This window comes from Candidatus Methanodesulfokora washburnensis (genome assembly GCF_003947435.1).
GTDB lineage: Archaea > Korarchaeota > Korarchaeia > Korarchaeales > Korarchaeaceae > Methanodesulfokora > Methanodesulfokora washburnensis.
On sequence record NZ_RCOS01000001.1, the window covers coordinates 1 to 17,821 of the forward strand.

Annotated in this window: 18 protein-coding genes; 8 read left to right on the forward strand and 10 right to left on the reverse strand. The window is 45.3% G+C overall.

Annotated elements, in window-relative coordinates; all coding sequences use genetic code 11:
- From D6D85_RS00005 to D6D85_RS00020, 4 genes are all read right to left on the reverse strand, one after another.
- The coding region (locus tag D6D85_RS00005) for a hypothetical protein (RefSeq protein ID WP_133308271.1) at positions 1 to 1,717 on the reverse strand (1,717 nt) is incomplete at its 3' end.
- A gap of 198 nt (positions 1,718 to 1,915) precedes the next feature.
- Positions 1,916 to 3,103 (reverse strand): hypothetical protein, encoded by a 1,188-nt coding sequence (locus D6D85_RS00010; protein ID WP_125669988.1) that lies wholly within the window; start codon positions 3,101 to 3,103, stop codon positions 1,916 to 1,918.
- Entirely contained in the window at positions 3,100 to 5,370 is a 2,271-nt protein-coding gene (locus D6D85_RS00015; RefSeq protein ID WP_125669989.1) for a S8 family peptidase, read from the reverse strand. The genes D6D85_RS00010 and D6D85_RS00015 overlap by 4 nt, the downstream gene beginning before the upstream one ends.
- Before the next feature lie 205 nt (positions 5,371 to 5,575).
- Positions 5,576 to 6,367 carry an SDR family NAD(P)-dependent oxidoreductase gene (locus D6D85_RS00020; RefSeq protein ID WP_125669990.1) on the reverse strand — a complete coding sequence of 264 codons (792 nt, stop codon included), beginning with the start codon at positions 6,365 to 6,367 and terminating at the stop codon, positions 5,576 to 5,578.
- Positions 6,368 to 6,514: 147 nt separating this feature from the next.
- Between D6D85_RS00020 and D6D85_RS00025 the strand changes: the two genes are divergently transcribed.
- The 3 genes from D6D85_RS00025 (at position 6,515) to D6D85_RS00035 (ending at position 7,518) form a co-directional block, all read left to right on the forward strand.
- Positions 6,515 to 6,790 carry a hypothetical protein gene (locus tag D6D85_RS00025; protein WP_125669991.1) on the forward strand — a complete coding sequence of 92 codons (276 nt, stop codon included), beginning with the start codon at positions 6,515 to 6,517 and terminating at the stop codon, positions 6,788 to 6,790.
- A 78-nt stretch (positions 6,791 to 6,868) separates the two neighbouring features.
- Positions 6,869 to 7,120: an AbrB/MazE/SpoVT family DNA-binding domain-containing protein gene (locus D6D85_RS00030; protein ID WP_125669992.1), complete on the forward strand. Its 252-nt coding sequence runs from the start codon at positions 6,869 to 6,871 to the stop codon at positions 7,118 to 7,120.
- Positions 7,096 to 7,518, forward strand: a complete 423-nt coding sequence (locus D6D85_RS00035; RefSeq protein ID WP_237558687.1) for a type II toxin-antitoxin system VapC family toxin — start codon at positions 7,096 to 7,098, stop codon at positions 7,516 to 7,518. Before D6D85_RS00030 ends, D6D85_RS00035 begins: the two co-directional genes overlap by 25 nt.
- A 43-nt stretch (positions 7,519 to 7,561) precedes the next feature.
- On the opposite strand, the gene D6D85_RS00040 is transcribed toward D6D85_RS00035, so the two are convergent.
- Both D6D85_RS00040 and D6D85_RS00045 read right to left on the reverse strand, forming a co-directional pair.
- Entirely contained in the window at positions 7,562 to 8,152 is a 591-nt protein-coding gene (locus tag D6D85_RS00040) for a VIT1/CCC1 transporter family protein (protein WP_161969589.1), read from the reverse strand.
- A 72-nt stretch (positions 8,153 to 8,224) separates the two neighbouring features.
- On the reverse strand, positions 8,225 to 10,057 hold the full coding sequence (locus D6D85_RS00045) for an NTP transferase domain-containing protein (protein ID WP_125669994.1): 1,833 nt from the start codon (positions 10,055 to 10,057) through the stop codon (positions 8,225 to 8,227).
- 95 nt (positions 10,058 to 10,152) lie between these two features.
- Between D6D85_RS00045 and D6D85_RS00050 the strand changes: the two genes are divergently transcribed.
- From D6D85_RS00050 to nikR, 4 genes are read left to right on the forward strand one after another with little or no spacing between them, the layout of a single operon-like run.
- Positions 10,153 to 11,043 carry a dihydrodipicolinate synthase family protein gene (locus D6D85_RS00050; RefSeq protein WP_125669995.1) on the forward strand — a complete coding sequence of 297 codons (891 nt, stop codon included), beginning with the start codon at positions 10,153 to 10,155 and terminating at the stop codon, positions 11,041 to 11,043.
- Complete coding sequence (locus tag D6D85_RS00055) at positions 11,040 to 12,035, forward strand: zinc-binding dehydrogenase (protein WP_125669996.1); 996 nt, start codon at positions 11,040 to 11,042, stop codon at positions 12,033 to 12,035. Before D6D85_RS00050 ends, D6D85_RS00055 begins: the two co-directional genes overlap by 4 nt.
- A 32-nt stretch (positions 12,036 to 12,067) precedes the next feature.
- Positions 12,068 to 12,790, forward strand: coding sequence for an FHA domain-containing protein (locus D6D85_RS00060; RefSeq protein WP_125669997.1), 723 nt, complete (start codon positions 12,068 to 12,070; stop codon positions 12,788 to 12,790).
- Positions 12,791 to 12,816: 26 nt separating this feature from the next.
- Positions 12,817 to 13,227: a nickel-responsive transcriptional regulator NikR gene (nikR, locus tag D6D85_RS00065; protein WP_125669998.1), complete on the forward strand. Its 411-nt coding sequence runs from the start codon at positions 12,817 to 12,819 to the stop codon at positions 13,225 to 13,227.
- On the opposite strand, the gene D6D85_RS00070 is transcribed toward nikR, so the two are convergent.
- From D6D85_RS00070 to D6D85_RS00080, 3 genes are read right to left on the reverse strand one after another with little or no spacing between them, the layout of a single operon-like run.
- Positions 13,217 to 14,731 carry a COG1361 S-layer family protein gene (locus tag D6D85_RS00070; protein ID WP_125669999.1) on the reverse strand — a complete coding sequence of 505 codons (1,515 nt, stop codon included), beginning with the start codon at positions 14,729 to 14,731 and terminating at the stop codon, positions 13,217 to 13,219. The two genes, nikR and D6D85_RS00070, sit on opposite strands and share 11 nt — an antisense overlap.
- Positions 14,731 to 15,819 carry an ABC transporter permease gene (locus tag D6D85_RS00075; RefSeq protein ID WP_125670000.1) on the reverse strand — a complete coding sequence of 363 codons (1,089 nt, stop codon included), beginning with the start codon at positions 15,817 to 15,819 and terminating at the stop codon, positions 14,731 to 14,733. The genes D6D85_RS00070 and D6D85_RS00075 overlap by 1 nt, the downstream gene beginning before the upstream one ends.
- Positions 15,819 to 16,715, reverse strand: a complete 897-nt coding sequence (locus tag D6D85_RS00080; RefSeq protein WP_125670001.1) for an ABC transporter ATP-binding protein — start codon at positions 16,713 to 16,715, stop codon at positions 15,819 to 15,821. The genes D6D85_RS00075 and D6D85_RS00080 overlap by 1 nt, the downstream gene beginning before the upstream one ends.
- A gap of 65 nt (positions 16,716 to 16,780) precedes the next feature.
- On the opposite strand from D6D85_RS00080, the gene D6D85_RS00085 reads away from it, so the two are divergent.
- A complete protein-coding gene (locus D6D85_RS00085) occupies positions 16,781 to 17,509 on the forward strand; it encodes a TrmB family transcriptional regulator (protein ID WP_125670002.1) in 729 nt (242 codons plus the stop codon).
- 123 nt (positions 17,510 to 17,632) lie between these two features.
- On the opposite strand, the gene D6D85_RS16645 is transcribed toward D6D85_RS00085, so the two are convergent.
- The gene (locus D6D85_RS16645; RefSeq protein ID WP_202617252.1) at positions 17,633 to 17,776 is read right to left on the reverse strand and encodes a hypothetical protein; all 144 of its coding nucleotides are present in this window, start codon (positions 17,774 to 17,776) and stop codon (positions 17,633 to 17,635) included.
- Positions 17,777 to 17,821: the final 45 nt, after the last annotated feature.

Below are 17,821 nucleotides of genomic sequence, written 5' to 3' on the forward strand. Positions count from 1 at the left end.
CAAAGCTGAACACTGCCTCTCCTGCAAATATCTGGTCAACATCCGCAGGCTGTGTTATATCCTTTGCATATGTGACATTTCCTGATGTCTCTATCTTTATCTGAGTTGTCCCCTTGAACCCTGTCACGTTCTCAAACCTGTCGAATATGCCTGCAAACACTCCTGTAGCTCCTCTTGGATATACTGTTGCCTTTGCCTGCATTGTGGCGAAGTTCTCACCTTTCATGAATTCACATTTCAGCTTCTCAACAGTCTCCTCTGTTGTCTTTATCTTGTAAACTCCAGCCCAGTCTCCGCATATGAACGTGCAGTTTACTGTTACATTTGCCCATGACTGTGTAAGCGGGCATGTGACCTGTCCTGGCTTTGTGTAGTTCCCTATTGATGTGAAGACAAAGTCATAGCAGCCTATGTGTTTTGTTATGTTGAAGTACCACGTATCATTGCTATTGAACACATAGAATGATGTCCCAGTCTGCCAGAAGTCCCACACATATGCCTTTACATTTCCGTTAAACCACGGAAATACTGCTGGCGACCAGTAGTATGTTATATTATATGGAGCACCTAAGGATACTGTCCAGTTGTTTGTCAGGGCATATCCCTTTACAGGGTATGTTACATCGTGGAACCAGCCGGGAGTTATTCCTGTATGCCAGATACTGAGATACCATGGGTCTCCATATTTTCCGTATATGCTCTCTGATAGGGCATACTGAGGAAGATCCGCCGAAGTGAAGTTGGCCAGTATCACCTTGAAATCTGGCAGGAGTATCCAGTTGCCCTCAGGGTGAGAAGTCATGTCTATTCTGAACTCAGGAACTCCCTTGTGCCCCTTGTCCTTTATGTGGTAATCCCCTGTGGCAACAACTCTTGGATCTCCCCAGTTAGCTGGATCATCTGGATTGAAAACGAAATCCTGAGGAGTTACAACTCCAACATTTGTTATGTTCAAGTAAGCAATTGTTGTCCCATCGGGGGCAACAAGCAGGGCTGCTGCATATCCTTTTGCCGCATCAACCTTCTTGATTATCAGCTTGAAGCCGAGCCAGGGTATGTTTATCTCCTTTCCCTCGGAGAGCTCTATCAAGCCCGTGTTCATGTAGAATCTTCCGGTAGTGTTATCATAAACAACACCTTTTGCGTCATCTATGCTTGCATTTATGCCTAGGAGATACGGGAAGGATGCAGGATAAAGGCCCATATTGTCAAGAGGAGCTAAAACAAAGTCATTATCCATGCCACACTCCGTTCCTCCCAGGTTGAATATAGCTCCGGGCACTGTCTCAGTCCCTATCGTCTTGCTAGTCGCATTCCAGTAGAGATAGTGATCTGGTGGGGGTAGGTTGGGTCCCACGGATGAACCCACCAGGCTCAATGTGGTCTTGGAAATATTGTACTCATTTGCACTGAATCCCCCGTAATAAAGCGCTATTCCATGCTTTTCGGCATCCTCTATGCTCACATAAGGTGCATTCTTGTAGTAAAGATGCGAGCTTATCTTCAGTGCAAGCATTGCAGCCCCTATCATATCAACAGATGCAGCTCTATCCCCTATTATTATCGCCATTGTAGAAGTTCCGTTCTCAGTGAATATAGTTCCTGCCTTAACGAACGGGCTTGGAAACAGTGATATAGGCTCTGCTGCTGCTATCACCGGAGATATCACTATGAGAATTGATGCCAGTGCAATACAACCTCTTCTCATTCTTCTCATGATATCTCCTCCTGGCCATTAAAGGCCGGGCAAACTCGGACCCATATTTTTTATAAACTTTACTCTTTATGCATAAGACCGAAAAATTCCTAATGCCTTTTTCCTGAGCGCAGTAAACAAGCAATAAAGGAGAAAGACCACGTTTCAGCTTATTTTCTAAAAAAGATTATAGCTTTCTTTTATTAGTTTCCAGTATGTTTATGCATACCTTCTTCTCATCACCAAGGCTGCTATTATAAAGCCTACAATAAACGATGAGATTGCAGTTACCGGAAGATCCAAGGCACCTCTGCTTGGCAGATTGGTGGTGTTGCTTGCCGTGATGTTCTCCTTGGGAGCTGTAATGTTCCTCATTATCTCTGTCTTTGGACATGGGATTACCACTTGAATCTCCCTTCCCTCGGATCTATCCAGATTTCCGGTCTCCGTTGATGCAACCTTCAACTTGAACGTGCCACATATGCCTGTTGTGAAGCTGAAGCTGAAGGATCCATTTCCAGCTGAAGCCTCCCTGAGAACTGCCCAGCTCTCGTTGTCCAAGCTTATGAGAAGCTGAACCCTCAGGCTTGGATCAGCAGGCAGTACATTCCCGTTCACTACTAATTTTCTTCCCTGCAGGGAACAATTATAGTTTATCAAAGCAAAATCCTTCACAAGAAAGCTCATCATGTCAGTAACAGAGGGAAGATATCCCTTAATCCCGGGAAACCTGGCGTAGACTTTCCATCTTCCTGTTTCATTTGTCTTAAACTTGTAGGAGAATGCTCCTTTCTCATCAGTCTCAACGAACACGGAGAACTCCTTTCCGCTGGGCTTCACGAAAACAAGCTCCACTTTTGTCTTAAAGGGAGGAGTTATGGATCCATTAACTGTTATCGTGTCGTTCACATGGTATATTTCCTCCCTGATTGAGATCCTCAGGAACGTTACCAGATCAGCAGATTCTGCCTTCAGCTGTGAGGATGCATTTCCCTTTTCTCCCTCACTGCTCAATGGCCTTGAGGTAGATGAGCTTGGCTGAGAGCCCGGAGATGGAGTTGGTGTTGGAGGTGGTGTTGGGCATCTTAGTGTAAGATCTATCCTAACAGCACCCTCTACATTGGATCTCGATGCAGATGCAGAGCAATCTCCCTTGCTTGCTGATACGCTGACGGATGTTGGCACCTTATCTGCGTTCAAAGTAACTGAATATCCCCCGCTCCCCCCTGCTGTAGTTGACTTTGAGTCCCCTCCGCCCGATACCCTGACGGATGCCCCTGCTGCTGGGCTACCATCCGGCATGTATATGTACCCATAAACTGCAACTGGAACTCCAGCTTTCGTGATAAGGGCTGAAATAACAAACAAGGATGCAAGAACTAAAACAATTAAAACAGGCATTCTCAAGGTTCAATCACCTCCACAAGCTTTCCTGATGAGGAAAGATAGACAAAATAACCGCTTCCTATCTCTATCAGAAAATCGTCCTCCGGCCCGCTGAATCCAGGAATATAACTGAAGTAGTCCTGTTTTGCTGGATCCCATCTGGAGATCATTGTTATCAGGGGAAGGGCTTTTGCCAGATCTGATGCATGGTAGTTCTTTCTGCTGAAAATCAGGGATATGAGGTTATACCTTGCGTAGAGGGTTCTAGTGCTGAAGTACACCTTTGTCCATGGCCCTGCTTTCCCATTTTTGTCCACAGCTCTTACATATACCGTGTGAATTCCGTCACTGTATTTCTTGCCATCCAAGCTCAGCTGAACATCCTCAGCCTTCAGGCCAAGGTAGAGCATATCCTCCTTGACTGAAGAAGTGTCATCAACCGCATACTCTGTTCTATTTAATATATCCGGGCCTATGGCTGTAAGATTCAACTTTATCACTCCGTTCTCAACATAGCTTCCGGTGAAAAGCACAACAGGTTCATGAACAAGGGAGAAGCTGAATATAGCGTGCAAATAGGAGCCCTTAATGCTGTAGTTTGTCCATATAACTCCGCTGTAGTAGCTTTCGGGAAGCCCGGTGGGATCTATAAAAACTGATATAGAACTGTTTTTGCCAGCAGGCACCCTTAATATGGTGGAATTTAAGCTGACAGAGTTCGTGAAGTTCCTTCCCAGTATGTCAAAAAGGGAGGGCCTTAAGCTTATGCTTATGTCCTTATCTCCCGTGTTGAGGAAGGTCAGGTTGAACTTTCTTGTCCCATTTATAAGGCCCAAGCTTATGGATGCATTGACAGGAATTAGCTTTGTAAGAACGGATGCAGCCGCATTTACTCTTCCCCCTCCCTGCTGGTAAACATTGTACTTAAGATCTCTGCCGGTGCTTATCAGAGCATTCTTTATCGTAAGGGGATCCCAGTTTGGATGTGCTTGCTTAATCAGGGCTACAACGCCTGACACATGAGGAGCTGCCATGCTGGTTCCGCTGAGCTGTGCATAATAGCTGTTCTCCGGAATTGGCTGAATGCTTCCCTTCGATGCCCTAGCTGCTATTATCGATACCCCAGGGGCAAGGACATCGGGCTTTATCCTCAGATCTGCAGAAGGACCCCAGCTGCTGAATCCAGCCAAAATGTCAGATTTGTCTGAGGCACCAACTGTTATAGCCATTTTTGAGCATCCCGGAGTACCAACTGTGTGATATCCAGTTCCCTCATTCCCAGCTGACACTACAACAACAGCTCCTGCCATAACAGCATTATCAACAGCCAAGGAGAGGGGATCGTCTCCATCTGTGTTGTCAAATGATCCAAGGCTGAGGCTGAGGATATCCGCCTCGTCCCCTGTTTTACTTCTGTTGTCCGGGCCTAGAGCTGCATACTGTATTCCAGATATAACCCAGGATGTAAGTCCCTCTCCCGCTTTATTAAGAACTTTCACATTCCATAGTATTGCTCCCGGGGCAACTCCTGTGAACTTCCCGTTTGAAGCTGCTCCTGTCCCAGCTGCTATGCTTGCCACATGAGTTCCATGCCCATTTAGGTCATCTGTTGTTCCATCGCTGCCGAAGTTAACATTGACCTTCACCTTGCTCGTTCCATTCGGGAAGTGAAAATCAGGATGGCTTGTATCTATTCCTGTGTCCAGAATGGCTATTTTTATCCCGGATCCATTATATCCAAGGTTCCAGATAGATGGAGCTCCTATAAGCGGGACGCTAACGTTCAGATAAGCATGAACCTTCCTGTCAAGCCAGATCCTCCCATTTACATTTGATAGCTTTTGAAACGCCCTTTCAGTTGAGTTTGTGTATATCACAGCTGCCACAGCAGGTATTATTGTGTATTTCGCAGTTATTTTCCCCAGATTCTCGCCCTCAAGGGAACTTTCCAGAGCTGATTGATTCAATGAGCTGAACACAACTATCACTGGAATGAAGGGCATGTTGTAATAACCTTCCTTCAGAAGGTATTCCACATTGAAGAGCTGGATGTCAAATCTGCTGAGGTTTATTCCCTTTGGAACAACATAGAGCCCTTTGCTATCCCTCCATATGATGTGCCTCTCAGCTGGGCTTATCCCTGTTACCTGAAGAAAACCAGTTTCATTCGACACATAGACGGTGCTTCCATCTATCAATTTCACCTTATACGTTAGCTCCCCTTCCACATGAAGGATCGGAGATATTATGAGGAGAATCCCAACGCAGAACAATACTTTTCTGGACATCCTGAGGCTCCCAGAGGCAATAGATATAATTCTTTGCTCTGTTAAAGTGAATTATCATATAATACACAATATTGTAGATCAGAATTGAATTTTTCCGGTGGAAAAATCTAATTTATTTCAAGGAAGCTTATAACAAATTGTTATTTAACTTGAATATATTTATTAGTTTTTATCTTTCTAATATACCAGCTCAGACCACCAACCTCTAGATCCCATGCTCCCTCATCAAGCGGGACTCCACGAGATAATAGCTTATGGTCATGCCTCCATCTATTATGAAGGACTCGCCCGTTATGTAACTGGATTCCTCGGATGCCAAGAAAAGCACAAGCTTCGCAATGTCCTCAGTCCTCCCCAGCCTGCCTAGGGGAATCAGCTTCTTCTTTATCTTGATTTGCTCCTCGGTGAACTCCTCTCTTAACATGTCTGTTTCAACGGATCCAGGACATACTGCGTTAACTCTTATCCCATATTTCGCCCATTCAAGGGCAGCTAGCTTTGTCAGCATTATTAAACCTGCCTTGGATGGGCTGTATGCTCCCGAGCCAACCATCGGTATATGGCCAGCTACAGAAGCTATGTTCACTATGCTTCCTCCGCCCGAATCAACCATTAGCTTGAAGAAAGCTCTCATCACATAAAAGGCACCGTTTAAGTTCACCTCTATGATTCTCCTCCACTCCTCATAGGGGACCTCCTCCAAGGGATGCCTGAATGTGATTCCAGCAGAATTGATTATCACATCAATCCTGCCGAACTCCTTCCTAACTATTCTCTCCATCTCCTCAACCTGCGATGGATTTGAGACATCTGCCTTCACCATTATTGCCTTAATTCCAAAGGGTATTGCAAGATCAACCACCTCTCTGGCCTTATCATCATCTCTAGAGTAATTTACGATTATATCTGCTCCTTCTTTAGCTAAAGCTAGAGCTATAGCTTTGCCTATTCCCCTAGAGGCTCCAGTAACTAGGGCTACTTTTCCTTCGAACCTCATGCTCCCCCGGATACCCACACTCCTATAATTATTTTTGCTATCTTACTGCCTGCAGGGAACCTTCATCCCAGCTAAATCTGAAAGAGGAATTTTTATTAATCTAGGTGAACAAATTGACTTTGGTGATAAAGTATAGATAAGAGAGTTGTGGGGGAGTTCAAGGATAAGGTTATTGTTAGCGAGCAGGACTTAAACAACCTAGTTTATGAATCGATGGAGGAGGAGCTCAGGAAAAACAGGGGAAAGTATGCAGTGATAGCAAAGGGAAAGCTTCTTGGGATTTTTGAGACAATAGAAGGTGTATCCCTCGCTATTAGATCAGCTAATGTGAGAAATGCTGTTGTGGTCAAAATAGGGCATGATGATGTTTTAGTGAAGGGACCTGAGTGGCTGGGAGGATCTATAGAGCTAGGGAATGCTTAAAATAGGAAGATCGGCTCTAGTTCCCGCACATGCATTGAGTGGGAAATTTTAAATAGTAGGCATTGATATAAAAGTGGGATGACAACAGAAGTGGTACGAATTGATAAAAAGGGGAGACTGCTCATACCAAAGAAGCTGAGAGAGAAAGCTGGGATAGAAGAAGGGGGTCTTGTGAAGCTTAGAGCAGAGGAAAGAGGGATAATAATAGAGCCAGTTGAGTCTGTTGCCGACAAATACTTCGGGGCCTTCAAGGTGGAAAGATGGCCTGATGACCTAGATGAGTTTTTAATCAGGGTGATGAAGGAGTGGTGGGCCAAAAAAGATATGTAGACGTCAATGTCTTTGTCTACTGGCTTGGAAATCACCCTGAATTCGGGAAGAAAGCCCATGAATGGATAAAGAGGATAGAGAACTCTGCTAGAGGCAGATATATGACATCAAGCTTGACGATTTATGAAGTATTGGTGATCATCGCCGGGTTAACTGGGAGAAGCTTGAGAGATCTGGATCTCATCAATGGAATTATAAGCGGAATAAAGAACCTCGCTGGGCTGGAAATAGTTCCTCTTAGCCTAGATTATATAGAAAAAGCAGCGGAATTGATGAAGGAACATGGATTGGATTATGAAGATGCACTGCACCTAGCAGTTGCCCTTAGGAAGGGAGCTGAGGAGATCATATCGAATGACAGAGATTTTGATAGCACACCGCTGAGAAGAACATTCTGAAGCTCCTGTTAGGAAAATCGAAAAATTGCAAGCCTTCAATTAATCAGCCAACGAAGATTTTCAGCACAGCCACTATAATTCCGATGAGGACCATTAGGGCAGAGTATCTCAGGCCTCTTCCAGATCTTCTTCCCATCGCGTAGCCAAGGGATGCAAGAAGTGCAACGGAAGAGACCATAAATCCATAGTACGCCTGTTCCACTGTGAGAACTCCATACATAGATAAAATAAAGGGAATTGTCACTGTAAAAGCGGATAGAAGAGGGGATAATGAGTCTATGAGGGCTGCAAGGAGGACAGATACCCTCATAGCCCTGTCTATTTCCGTCCCCCTAAGACTTGAGACAAGATGTCTCTCCAACTCTTTTATATCAGCCTCCCTCTCGGCTTTTTCTGACATATAGACCCCTAGAAATCCTGATAGTGCCATTGATATTCCTGAGCTCATGCAGGAGATGACTGCAAGCTCCGATCTAAGGTTTCCAGAGAGGCTTAAACCATTCACTATGCCAAACGCTGCAATAAGACCATCGAAGGAGTTTATGACAGCATATCTGCGTATTATCTCATCTGCTCCGGATATCGAGATGTAGCGTTTTAGCCTCTTCCTCAGCCTACCCAGAACTTCTATCATCATGAGTACTGATGAGGACTATTTTTAACTTTTATTTACATAAAAGCAATAAAGCTAAAAATATAAAAGAATCTACACTTTCTCAGCAAACCCCTCTATAATCCCCTTTAAGCTCCTGTAGAGGGTTTTCATCAGGTCGTACAGGATGAGGGCCATCATCATCAGAATGGCGAAGGCAAAAGCCTTTTCAAGAGCTCCTCCTATTATTGGAACATGGGATATTCCGCGTGGAATCTCGATAAGCATGACTGCAAGGAAGAAAGTGTACATCAGATCCAAGAGAATTCTCCTGACAGCTGTATGTGTAGCTCCAAGCTTCTCAACAAGCCTCTCAGATGCCCTATCTACGAAGAACTTTGATGCCATAAGTATTCTATATCCAAAATATACTATTACTATTATTTCTACTAAGCTCAGGACATCTGGAACCTTTAGTGTGTATCCATCCAGCTCCATGATGGCCATGCCTCTCATAAGCCATGAAATTCCTCTTACTGCCAGAATTAATATGATAAGCTTGAAGGAGCTGAGAAGAATTGTAGTGATGTTTTTCGCTGCCTCAGATGGCTTTTTCACCTCGACTTCCGGTAAAGGCTTTCTCCTCTCTCTTTTGGCAGGTGCTAAAGTTTCTCTCTTGGAAATCAACAGGACAGCTGCTGCAAAACCAGTTGGAAAGAGGGCCATGTAGTAAAGAAATGCCCAGGGAACTCCAGCAGCCATGGCAACTGCGGCCACAAGGAGCCTCACATCCCTTGTGGAAAAGCTGTACTTTCTGATCTCTGTCCCGGATAGCTTGGAGACATAACTCACTGTGAAGACATTTGCTGCTGAGATGAGGGCTATAAGAAGTGTAAATGAGTCCATTTTGAGAGCTAAAGCTGCTGAGATGACTACAGCTAGATCTGCATATCTATCAAGTATGGAGTCCAGAAGAGCTCCAAACTTGGTTTTTGTCCCAAAGAGCCTCGCCAATTCCCCATCGATGCCATCAAGTATTGATGAGAGCTGTATAACAAGGCCTGATAGCAGGTTAAAACCGAGGAGGAAAAGAAAGGAGCCCAGAATGCACGTAAGGAATGAGATAAATGACACCGCATTGGGGCTTATATAAAAACCTCTTCTGTAGATAAAAGTGGATATCCTCGTGGATATAGGCCTGTTTATCAAAACTGAGACAGGACCATCCTCTGGTTTCCTCAGGCTTTTTCTAAGGATCTTTGGATAGAGAGCCCTGGCTTCCTCCAAGTCCTCCGGAGTATCTATATCTGCCCAGAGGAGGCCTGTGACATCCACATAGCTCACATCTCCTCTTTCTATTGCAAGCTTTAGCACATCTGATATAGAGGCCTGAACTCCCCTCTCATTTATCACCTCTCTGGCCATTTTCACCGATCCTCTTGAGCAGTAGAACAGTCCAGTGTCGATCCCACAACGTGGAGATGATTCCTTTCCGGCATCCACAATCTTTCCATCCTCAACAACTACTTTTAGGCCCTCCCTCACCTTTTCCCATCCAGGATTTCTGTCCAAGCAGAGGGTGAAGCTCCTCTCACTTCTGCCCTTTATCAATCTTCTCAAAACTTCAAGCTCGAATATATGGTCCGACATGAGGAGTATGAAGTCCTCCTCTATTCCTTCTGCCCCTACAAGAAAGGAATAGAGGTTTCCCGATCCTCTCTCGCTGTTCACCCTAACCTCCACTCCATAACTCTCAATTATGCTTGCGAACTCAGGCCTTGTCACAACTATTATCCTCTCAACACCTACCTCCCTGAGCTGGCTTATTATGAAGCTTAATATGGTAACTCCCGGATCGAGCTCGAAAAGACATTTAGGAGAATCAGAAGAGTAAGGCTCAAGCCTAGAAGCCATTCCAGCTGCCAATATCACTGCTGTCCTTGGCATCAGATTATTTGCTAAGCTCCAAATAAAAACCTAACCTTCAAGCAGACTTCCTCATTAAGTGAAATATTTTTATCCTTATTTTCACTCCTTTCCTTATGCAGGGAATTATAGTTCCCATGATAACTCCGTTTAAGGAGGATCTTTCCATCGATTTTGAGGCAACTGAGTGGCTTGTGGAGAGGCTTGAAAGGGGAGAAGTGGATGGGATATTCCCATACTCGACAACAGGGGAGTTTGTCCATCTGAGCGAGGAGGAGGGAGTATCTCTGGCAGAGAAGGTGATAGATTCCTCTAAAAGGGCCATGATACTGCCGGGAATAAGCTCAAACTCAACAGATACATCGATAAGACTTGGAAGAAGGATGAAGGAGATTGGGGCAAATGGAGTTGTCGTCACACCTCCCTTCTTCTTCAAGTTGAGGGAGGAGCATCTAATATTGCATTTCTCCACAATAGCTGATAAAGTAGATCTTCCGATAATACTGTATAACATACCTGCTCTCACGGGAAACATGATCTCCGTAAGCGCTGTCATGAAGCTAGCGGAGGAGCACAGCAATATAGCTGGTATAAAGGTCACATATGACAGCATCTCTTACATGAGAAATTTAATGGAGGTAAAATCTGTGAGAAGGGATTTCTCCATCCTAACTGGGTTGGATGACCATCTCTTCAACACACTGGCAATTGGAGGGGATGGCGGCATAGTTGCCTGTGCCAACATAGCGCCTGAGCTGCATGTATCCCTCTACAGGAGCTTCAGAAAGGGAGACTTGAACAAAGCAGTGGAGGTACACAGAAGGATATGCAAGCTTGTAAAGCTTTATGATGTGGCATCCTACTTCCCCACGTCGATAAAGACTGCGATGAAGTTCCTTGGCTACCCTGTAAAGCCATATGTCAGAAAACCTTTATCACAGGAGCCAGAGGAAGTTGAGAGGGAAATTCTCAGGATCCTGAAGGATGCAGGTCTGGTGGAAGCATGAAAGCTGTTGTTCTTGAGGAAATAGGAAGGGCATCTCTCAAGGATGCTGAGCTTCCCGAGCCAAAGCCCGGGGAAGTGGTGATAAAGCAGTGCATTACTGGAGTTTGCTACAGGGACATACTTACGGTTGAGGGCTTCTTTCCAAGGGTAAGGGTTCCGGTGATACTGGGGCATGAGATAGCTGGAGAGGTGTGGGAATCCAGAAGCGAGAGGTTCAGAAAAGGGGATATTGTCGCATCCCTCACTTATATCCCTTGCGGATCCTGTGATCGATGCAGAAAGGGGGAGGAGAACATATGCAGGAACAGGATAGCCTATGGGGAGGATGTGGATGGATCCTACGCTGAGTACGTTAGGGTGGATGAGAGGAGCTTGGTGAAAGTACCTAACGGAACACCAATGGAGGGAGCTGTCATAGCAGCATGCGTCACTGGAATGATAATACATGCATTTGAAATCGCTGGACTCAAGGAAGGTGAGAAGGTGCTCATCACAGGGGCTGGCGGAATTGGAGTTCATGCAGTCCAGATAGCAAAGGCATATGGGGCTGAGGTCATAGCGGAAACTAGCTCGGAGTGGAAGAAGGACAGGCTTTTTAGCCTAGGGGCAGATCATGTCGTCTGCTCCAAGGAGTTCAGCTCTGATGTCAGAAAGATAGCAAAAGAGGGTGTTGATCTTGTGCTTGAGGGCGTTGGACAGCCAACAATTGATCAAAGCCTGAAGAGCGTTAGATGGGGAGGTAGAATAGTTGTAGTCGGAAATGTGAATGTGAAGCCTGTGGAGCTCAATCTAGGATCCATAATACTCAGGGAAGTGAGAATATTCGGAAGCATAGGTGCTACAAGAGCCGATCTTGAGAAAGCCCTTAAGCTCACATCAGAGGGGAAGATAAAACCTGTGATACACTCAGTCCTCCCAGTTGAGGAGTTTCAGAGGGCACATGAGATGATGAGGAGGAGGGAGAACTTCGGGAGGATCCTGCTCAAATTTTAATAAAGATATTTCTCAGTAAGGGAGGGTCTGAGATGAGCATAAATGAGGTGTTAGTATTAATTGCTACATTTATATCATTTCTCACATTAGCATTGGGATCTGCAGGCTTGATAGGATACCTGAACACAGGCCCTGATTCCTCGATAGTCCTGATTTTAGGCCTTTTCTCCCTGATAGGGTACATAGGACACATGACGGGGAGAAGCTGGGGTGTATGGCTTGGTTCCCTATCCCTCCTAGCGTCAAGCTATTACATGGCATGGCCCTCAAAGGAGTTTCTGTCCGGGGCAAGTTTTCTCGCATCGTCCCATGTGTACATCTCCATGTTGATGGGCTTCATCTCGCTTCTCACGCTTGGAACTGCTGAGAGACATGAATTGATGGAAGAGGTTTATGAAGTGAAGGAGCATGAAGTGAAGGAACAGGAAAAAGCTGTGAAAATACCTCAGAAACCAGTACTTTATACATTGGAGGCAAGAAGGTTCAGAATAGATGTCTCTGAGGAGACAAGGGTCTTCGGGAGGAATGACTTCATCGAATATCTTCCGAGGAAAAGCCTGTCCAAGATATCAATAAGGCACTTTGAGATAAGGAAGAGGGATGATAAGTTCTTGCTGAGGGATCTTCACAGCACCCATGGAGTTTCAGTTGACGGATATGACCTGCTTCCAGGGGAGGAGGTCGAGCTCAAATATGGAAGTGAGATAAACATAGCTGGTGTTCTGAGGATCAGTTTCATACCAGCGAAAAGTTAAAGAGTAAGATCTGGGAATAATTTTGTATGCCACGTCGAGGGGTTGTTAGAGCTGGTATATCCCTTCCTGAGGATCTTATGGAAGCTATAGATATTTTGGCAAAAAGAAAGGGGTATAAGAGCAGATCTCAAGCTATAGGGGAGGCAATAAGGGTTCTTACAGCTGAGGATCAGTGGGAGAGCTATGAAGGGGAATTTTACGCTGTTATATCATTCGTCTACGACCATGAAGTAGCTGATACGGCAAACAGGCTGATAGAGGCAGAGCACAGGCATACAGGGAAGATAATATCGACAATGCACATCCACATAGATGAGAGGAACTGCCTAGAAATCTCCGTTGTGAAGGGGGATAGATCCACGATAGAAGGGGTTCAGAGGGATATAGCTGCAGCAAAGGGGGTTAAGATTCTTAAGGTAAATACGTTCAAGGTCTAATTCTTTTCCTTAGAATAACGATTAATGAAATAACCAGCAGTACAATGGGTATTGAGTAGAGGTAGCTGTTGCTCCTTCTCTCCTCCAAGCTCAGCTGAGCTGTCACAACCTTGCTTATTGTCCTAGAGTCCTGGGACCATGTTATGTGGAACTCAAGCGGGATATAGCCGGAGGGTGCATATTCCGACACATCAACTTCCATAATAACGCTTTTGCTCCCGTTCTGGGGGATGTTTCCCACAGCAACGCTTGTAGTCCCTGTCAGATATGGAGATATGACCTCCAATCTCGCATCCTCTGCATCAGCAGATCCATTGTTCTTTATTAAGACATTCAGCTTAACCCCTCTGCTTCCGGGACTTGCCCTCGGGATTGAGCTAACATTCAGCACGCATGGATCAGCCTTTCCAAATACCGTTAGATATATGCTCGTGTTCCCAGCCCCGCTTGTCACCACATCTATCCTGTAGTTTCCCGGCTTCACTTCATCATCCACATCGAGCTGGTATGATGCCTGAACTTGAGAGTTTGGAAGAAGAGCTGGAATTCTGAAGGTATCTGACCCTCCGAACGATGGCCTCATCCCATTGGGAAGGGATAGATTGACCCACAGATCTCTTGCTATGTAGTTGCCCACATTTGTTATGACAAGGACAAGCCTCACTCTTTTGTCTCCAGGGAGGACTTTATCCGGATAAGTGCTGTATGTTATAACTCCTATTACCGGTTCCCCCATGACTTTGTAGCCGAAGCTCTGAGCTCCATAGAAGGTGAAGTTTCTGTAATCCTGCCAAGATATGGCAGCATTCATGACAAATGCTCCATATGCATTCGGAGAGACGAAGACATCCACAGACAGCTCCCTGCTCTCCCCTCTTTCCAGCTCATCTATCTTGAGCATCCCCTGACCTATTATCGCACCCATGTTTCCGGGGATCTGAAGGTATATTGTTATGTTATGGGCTCTGCCTCCCAAGTTCATCACGCGGAAGCTCACCTTCTGAACTCTATCGGGCGATAGGGAGGATCCTGAGGGGATTATCCTTATGTCAGGAAGTCCCGGGATAGCAGGCTCTATTGAGAGCTGGACATAATCCGTGTATACATTCCCTTCACCATCCCAGTAGGTCAGCCTAGCCCATATCTCAACAGGTGTGGATGCATATTTCGATATCTTCGCCTTTGTGACAAAGCTTTTTGATGAGTTTGGAGTTATATTTCTAAGCACAAATCTGGTCTCTGAGAGCGAGAGGAAAATGCTTGGATAGAGGTCAACTATGACCTCCTTTGCCGTTTTGTTTCCTATGTTCTTCACAACAATTGTTATGTTCCTCTCCTTCTCCACCTCAATTCTCTTATCCAGAAGCTCAAGGCTTATCACAGGTCTGTCTGTCTGGTTTGGATTTATCCTAGGCAGCTGTATCTGAACTGGTATCTGCTGGGATTCAATTTGAGCAACAGGAATTATGAGGAGGAAAACCAGAAGGAAAAATAGCTTTCTCATTATTCCACCCTCATCCTCAGCAAGTTTATCGAGAGAACTGAGAAAACAACTGTGAAAATAAGGATAACCTCTAGATCATAGGTGAGAAGCTGGAGGCTCATTCCCTTGAAGGCTATTGCCTTGAATGCATCCAGATAGTAGTATAAGGGCAGGGAATAACCCACTGCCTTGGCCACATCTGAGAGCAGGTTCACAGGCGTGAACATGCCAGAGAAGAGCATGGATGGTATGAATGCGAATATGCTTGCCTGATATGCCTGAAGCTGGTTCCTAGAGAGAACCGATATAAGAAGCCCCATGCTCAATGAGCATATGAGGAAAAAGCTTGAAAGAAGCATTATATCAAGCATTCCTCCCCTGAACTGAACTCCGAAGAGGAGCATTGCTATTGATATAGTGAGAAAAACATCGGATATCGTTGCTATGAAGTAAGCTGCCAGCTTCCCCAGAATTATGTCGAACCTTGATGCAGGGGTCATGGCAAACTGCTCAAATGTTCCTCTCTCCCTCTCCCTGCAAACGGAGACAGAGATCAAGCTCGTAGGGACGAGCTGGAGAAGGGTTCCCATCAGGATGGGCATGAAGTTCTCCACCCTCCGAGTGCTCGGTCCATATACTGAGTAAAAAAGGGGGCTTATTGAGAAAGTCCCGAATTTCTCGGATGCCCAGAGCTCGAACTGAAGCACTATCACACCGACCATCTGCATTATGCTTTGAGCAACAACGGGCTCGCTGGCATCGTATATTATCTCCAGAGATGCAGTTCTTCCGGCCATCATGTCATCGGTGAAGCCCTTAGGTATCACAACAGCTGCATATATCTTACCCTCTCTCACAAGTTCTATAGCCTCCTCCCTCGTCCTAGCATATGCCCTTATATCAAACATGTTCCTGAGCTGATCGGATAAAGCATAGCCTCCCGATTTCTGATCCATGTTCACTATTGCTATCGGAAACGATGTTTTCCCACCGTACCCATATCCAAATAATATTGTTAAAATTACAGGCATGAGGAGGACCATCACCACAGTCTTCGGATCCCTCACAAGCTGTCTCAGCTCCTTCTCCACAACGGCTGTGAACCTCATTAAGATCCCCCCATGAGCTTTATGAATGCCTCCTCCAAGCTAACATGAACTGGCCTTATGTCCCTCAAATCTGGGCCCAACTTAGCTATTATCTGGGATACTCTGGTTGAGTAATCGTCCACTAAAAGCTTCATCCTCCCTCCATCTGCATCTATGATTTTAACACCCTGTATATCCAGATTCGCAGGCCTTGAGAGGACTATCTCAACTATATCCCCTCCAAATGCCCTTCTCTTCACATCAGAGGGAGAACCCTCTGCAATTATCCTTCCTGCGCTCATCAAAGCAAGTTTGTCGCAGTTCTCAGCCTCATCCATGTAGTGAGTTGTGATCAATATCGTCTTTCCCCTCCTGTTCAGATCCCTGAATATCTCCCAGAACTGCCTCCTTATCGGGGGATCAACCCCGGCTGTCGGTTCATCCAGTATCAGGAGAAGGGGGTCATGTATTAAAGCAACAGCAAGGGAGAGCCTCTGCTTTGTCCCTCCGCTCAGCTTTCCTGCAAGCCTGCTCCTGAATATTTTGAGATCCAGAAATTCCATGAGCTCATTCGATCTCTGCTGAACTTCGCCTTTATTGAGCCCATATAACCTTCCAAAAAGCATCAAATTCTCCTCAACTGTGAGATCCTCATAGAGGCCAAATTTCTGGGGCATATAGCCTATGTTCTTTATCACTTTCTCCCTTTCAGTCATAACATCGTGTCCATAAACCCTTACATAGCCTGCAGTTGGCTTTATCAGGCCTGTTATCATCCTTATTGTCGTGGTCTTTCCAGCTCCATTCGGGCCCAAAAGACCGAAGGCAACTCCAGCCTCCACAGTTAGGTTGAGATTGTCGACTGCAGTGAAGTTTCCGAATTTCTTGGTCAGCCCCTTGGCCTCTATGGCTATCATCAATAAATAGCATAGCAAGCTATATTTATACCTTTTTTACCTTACAAGGTGAATAGGGTGATTACATGCTGAGGGAGATGAGATCGTTCGAGGTCCTGAGAAGAGCTGGACTTTCAGGACATGAAGCAGTCATATACCTGTCTTTGCTCATAAAAGGTGACATGCCTGCAAGGAAGATATGCGAGGAGACGGGAATACCATATTCAAAAGTTTATGTTAATCTTTCAAAGCTGGAGAGAGATGGATGGGTCTCCAGGATAAGGGGGAGGCCTGTCATATACAGAGCTAGGCCTGTTGAGGAGGTCGCTGAGCTCATAGTTGAGAGAGCAAGAAGGCTGGCTGAGGAGATTGAAAGGACAGTTTCATCGGATATAGAGGAGATGAGGATGAGAATTGCGACAACATCAAGGATATCATTCAGTTACTCGAGAAATGAGGCCTTAAGGGCAATAAAATCGCTGATAAAGGAGGCGAAGAAGGAAGTGCTGATTCTTTTAAGTCATGAGGATGAGGATCTTCTCAGCTCAATAGCCCCTGCTAGAGCAAGGATGAGGATCCTTACTACAAGAAAGAACATGGAGATTCTAAAAAGAAGAGTACCTGATGCTGATTTCAAAGAAATAAGTGTTCTTCTTCCTCTATCAATGATGATATTTGATAACAGCTCCCTTCTGATGATCTTCGGCGTGGGCACAGGACCATATGCGCTTGAGGTTAGGGACAGGGATCTCGTGGCGACAGCGAGAGAGTATATGGAGATGAGCTGGAGAAGCTCTGAGCTGCAAAGCCCTTGATAAACTCAGATTAATCAGACCCGCAAATTCGTAGAAGCTGATCCCATGCACAACAAATGTAGTATATGAACTGATAATTCCCTTTTGATCCCTTAGGAAGCTCCTTTTTCCCATTATCTCCGCTTATACAGCGCCTTCAACATGCTTGCATCCATGATCAGAATATATCTTCCTCAAAGCTTCCACAAGATCCTCTCCCTTCCACTGATAGTTCGACTTGAGGCCAAGTCCAACGATACTATCAATCCCTTCTTCCTTCTCGAACATAGGAACTTAAGATTTTATGTGTTAATAAAGTTTCATTAAGATAAT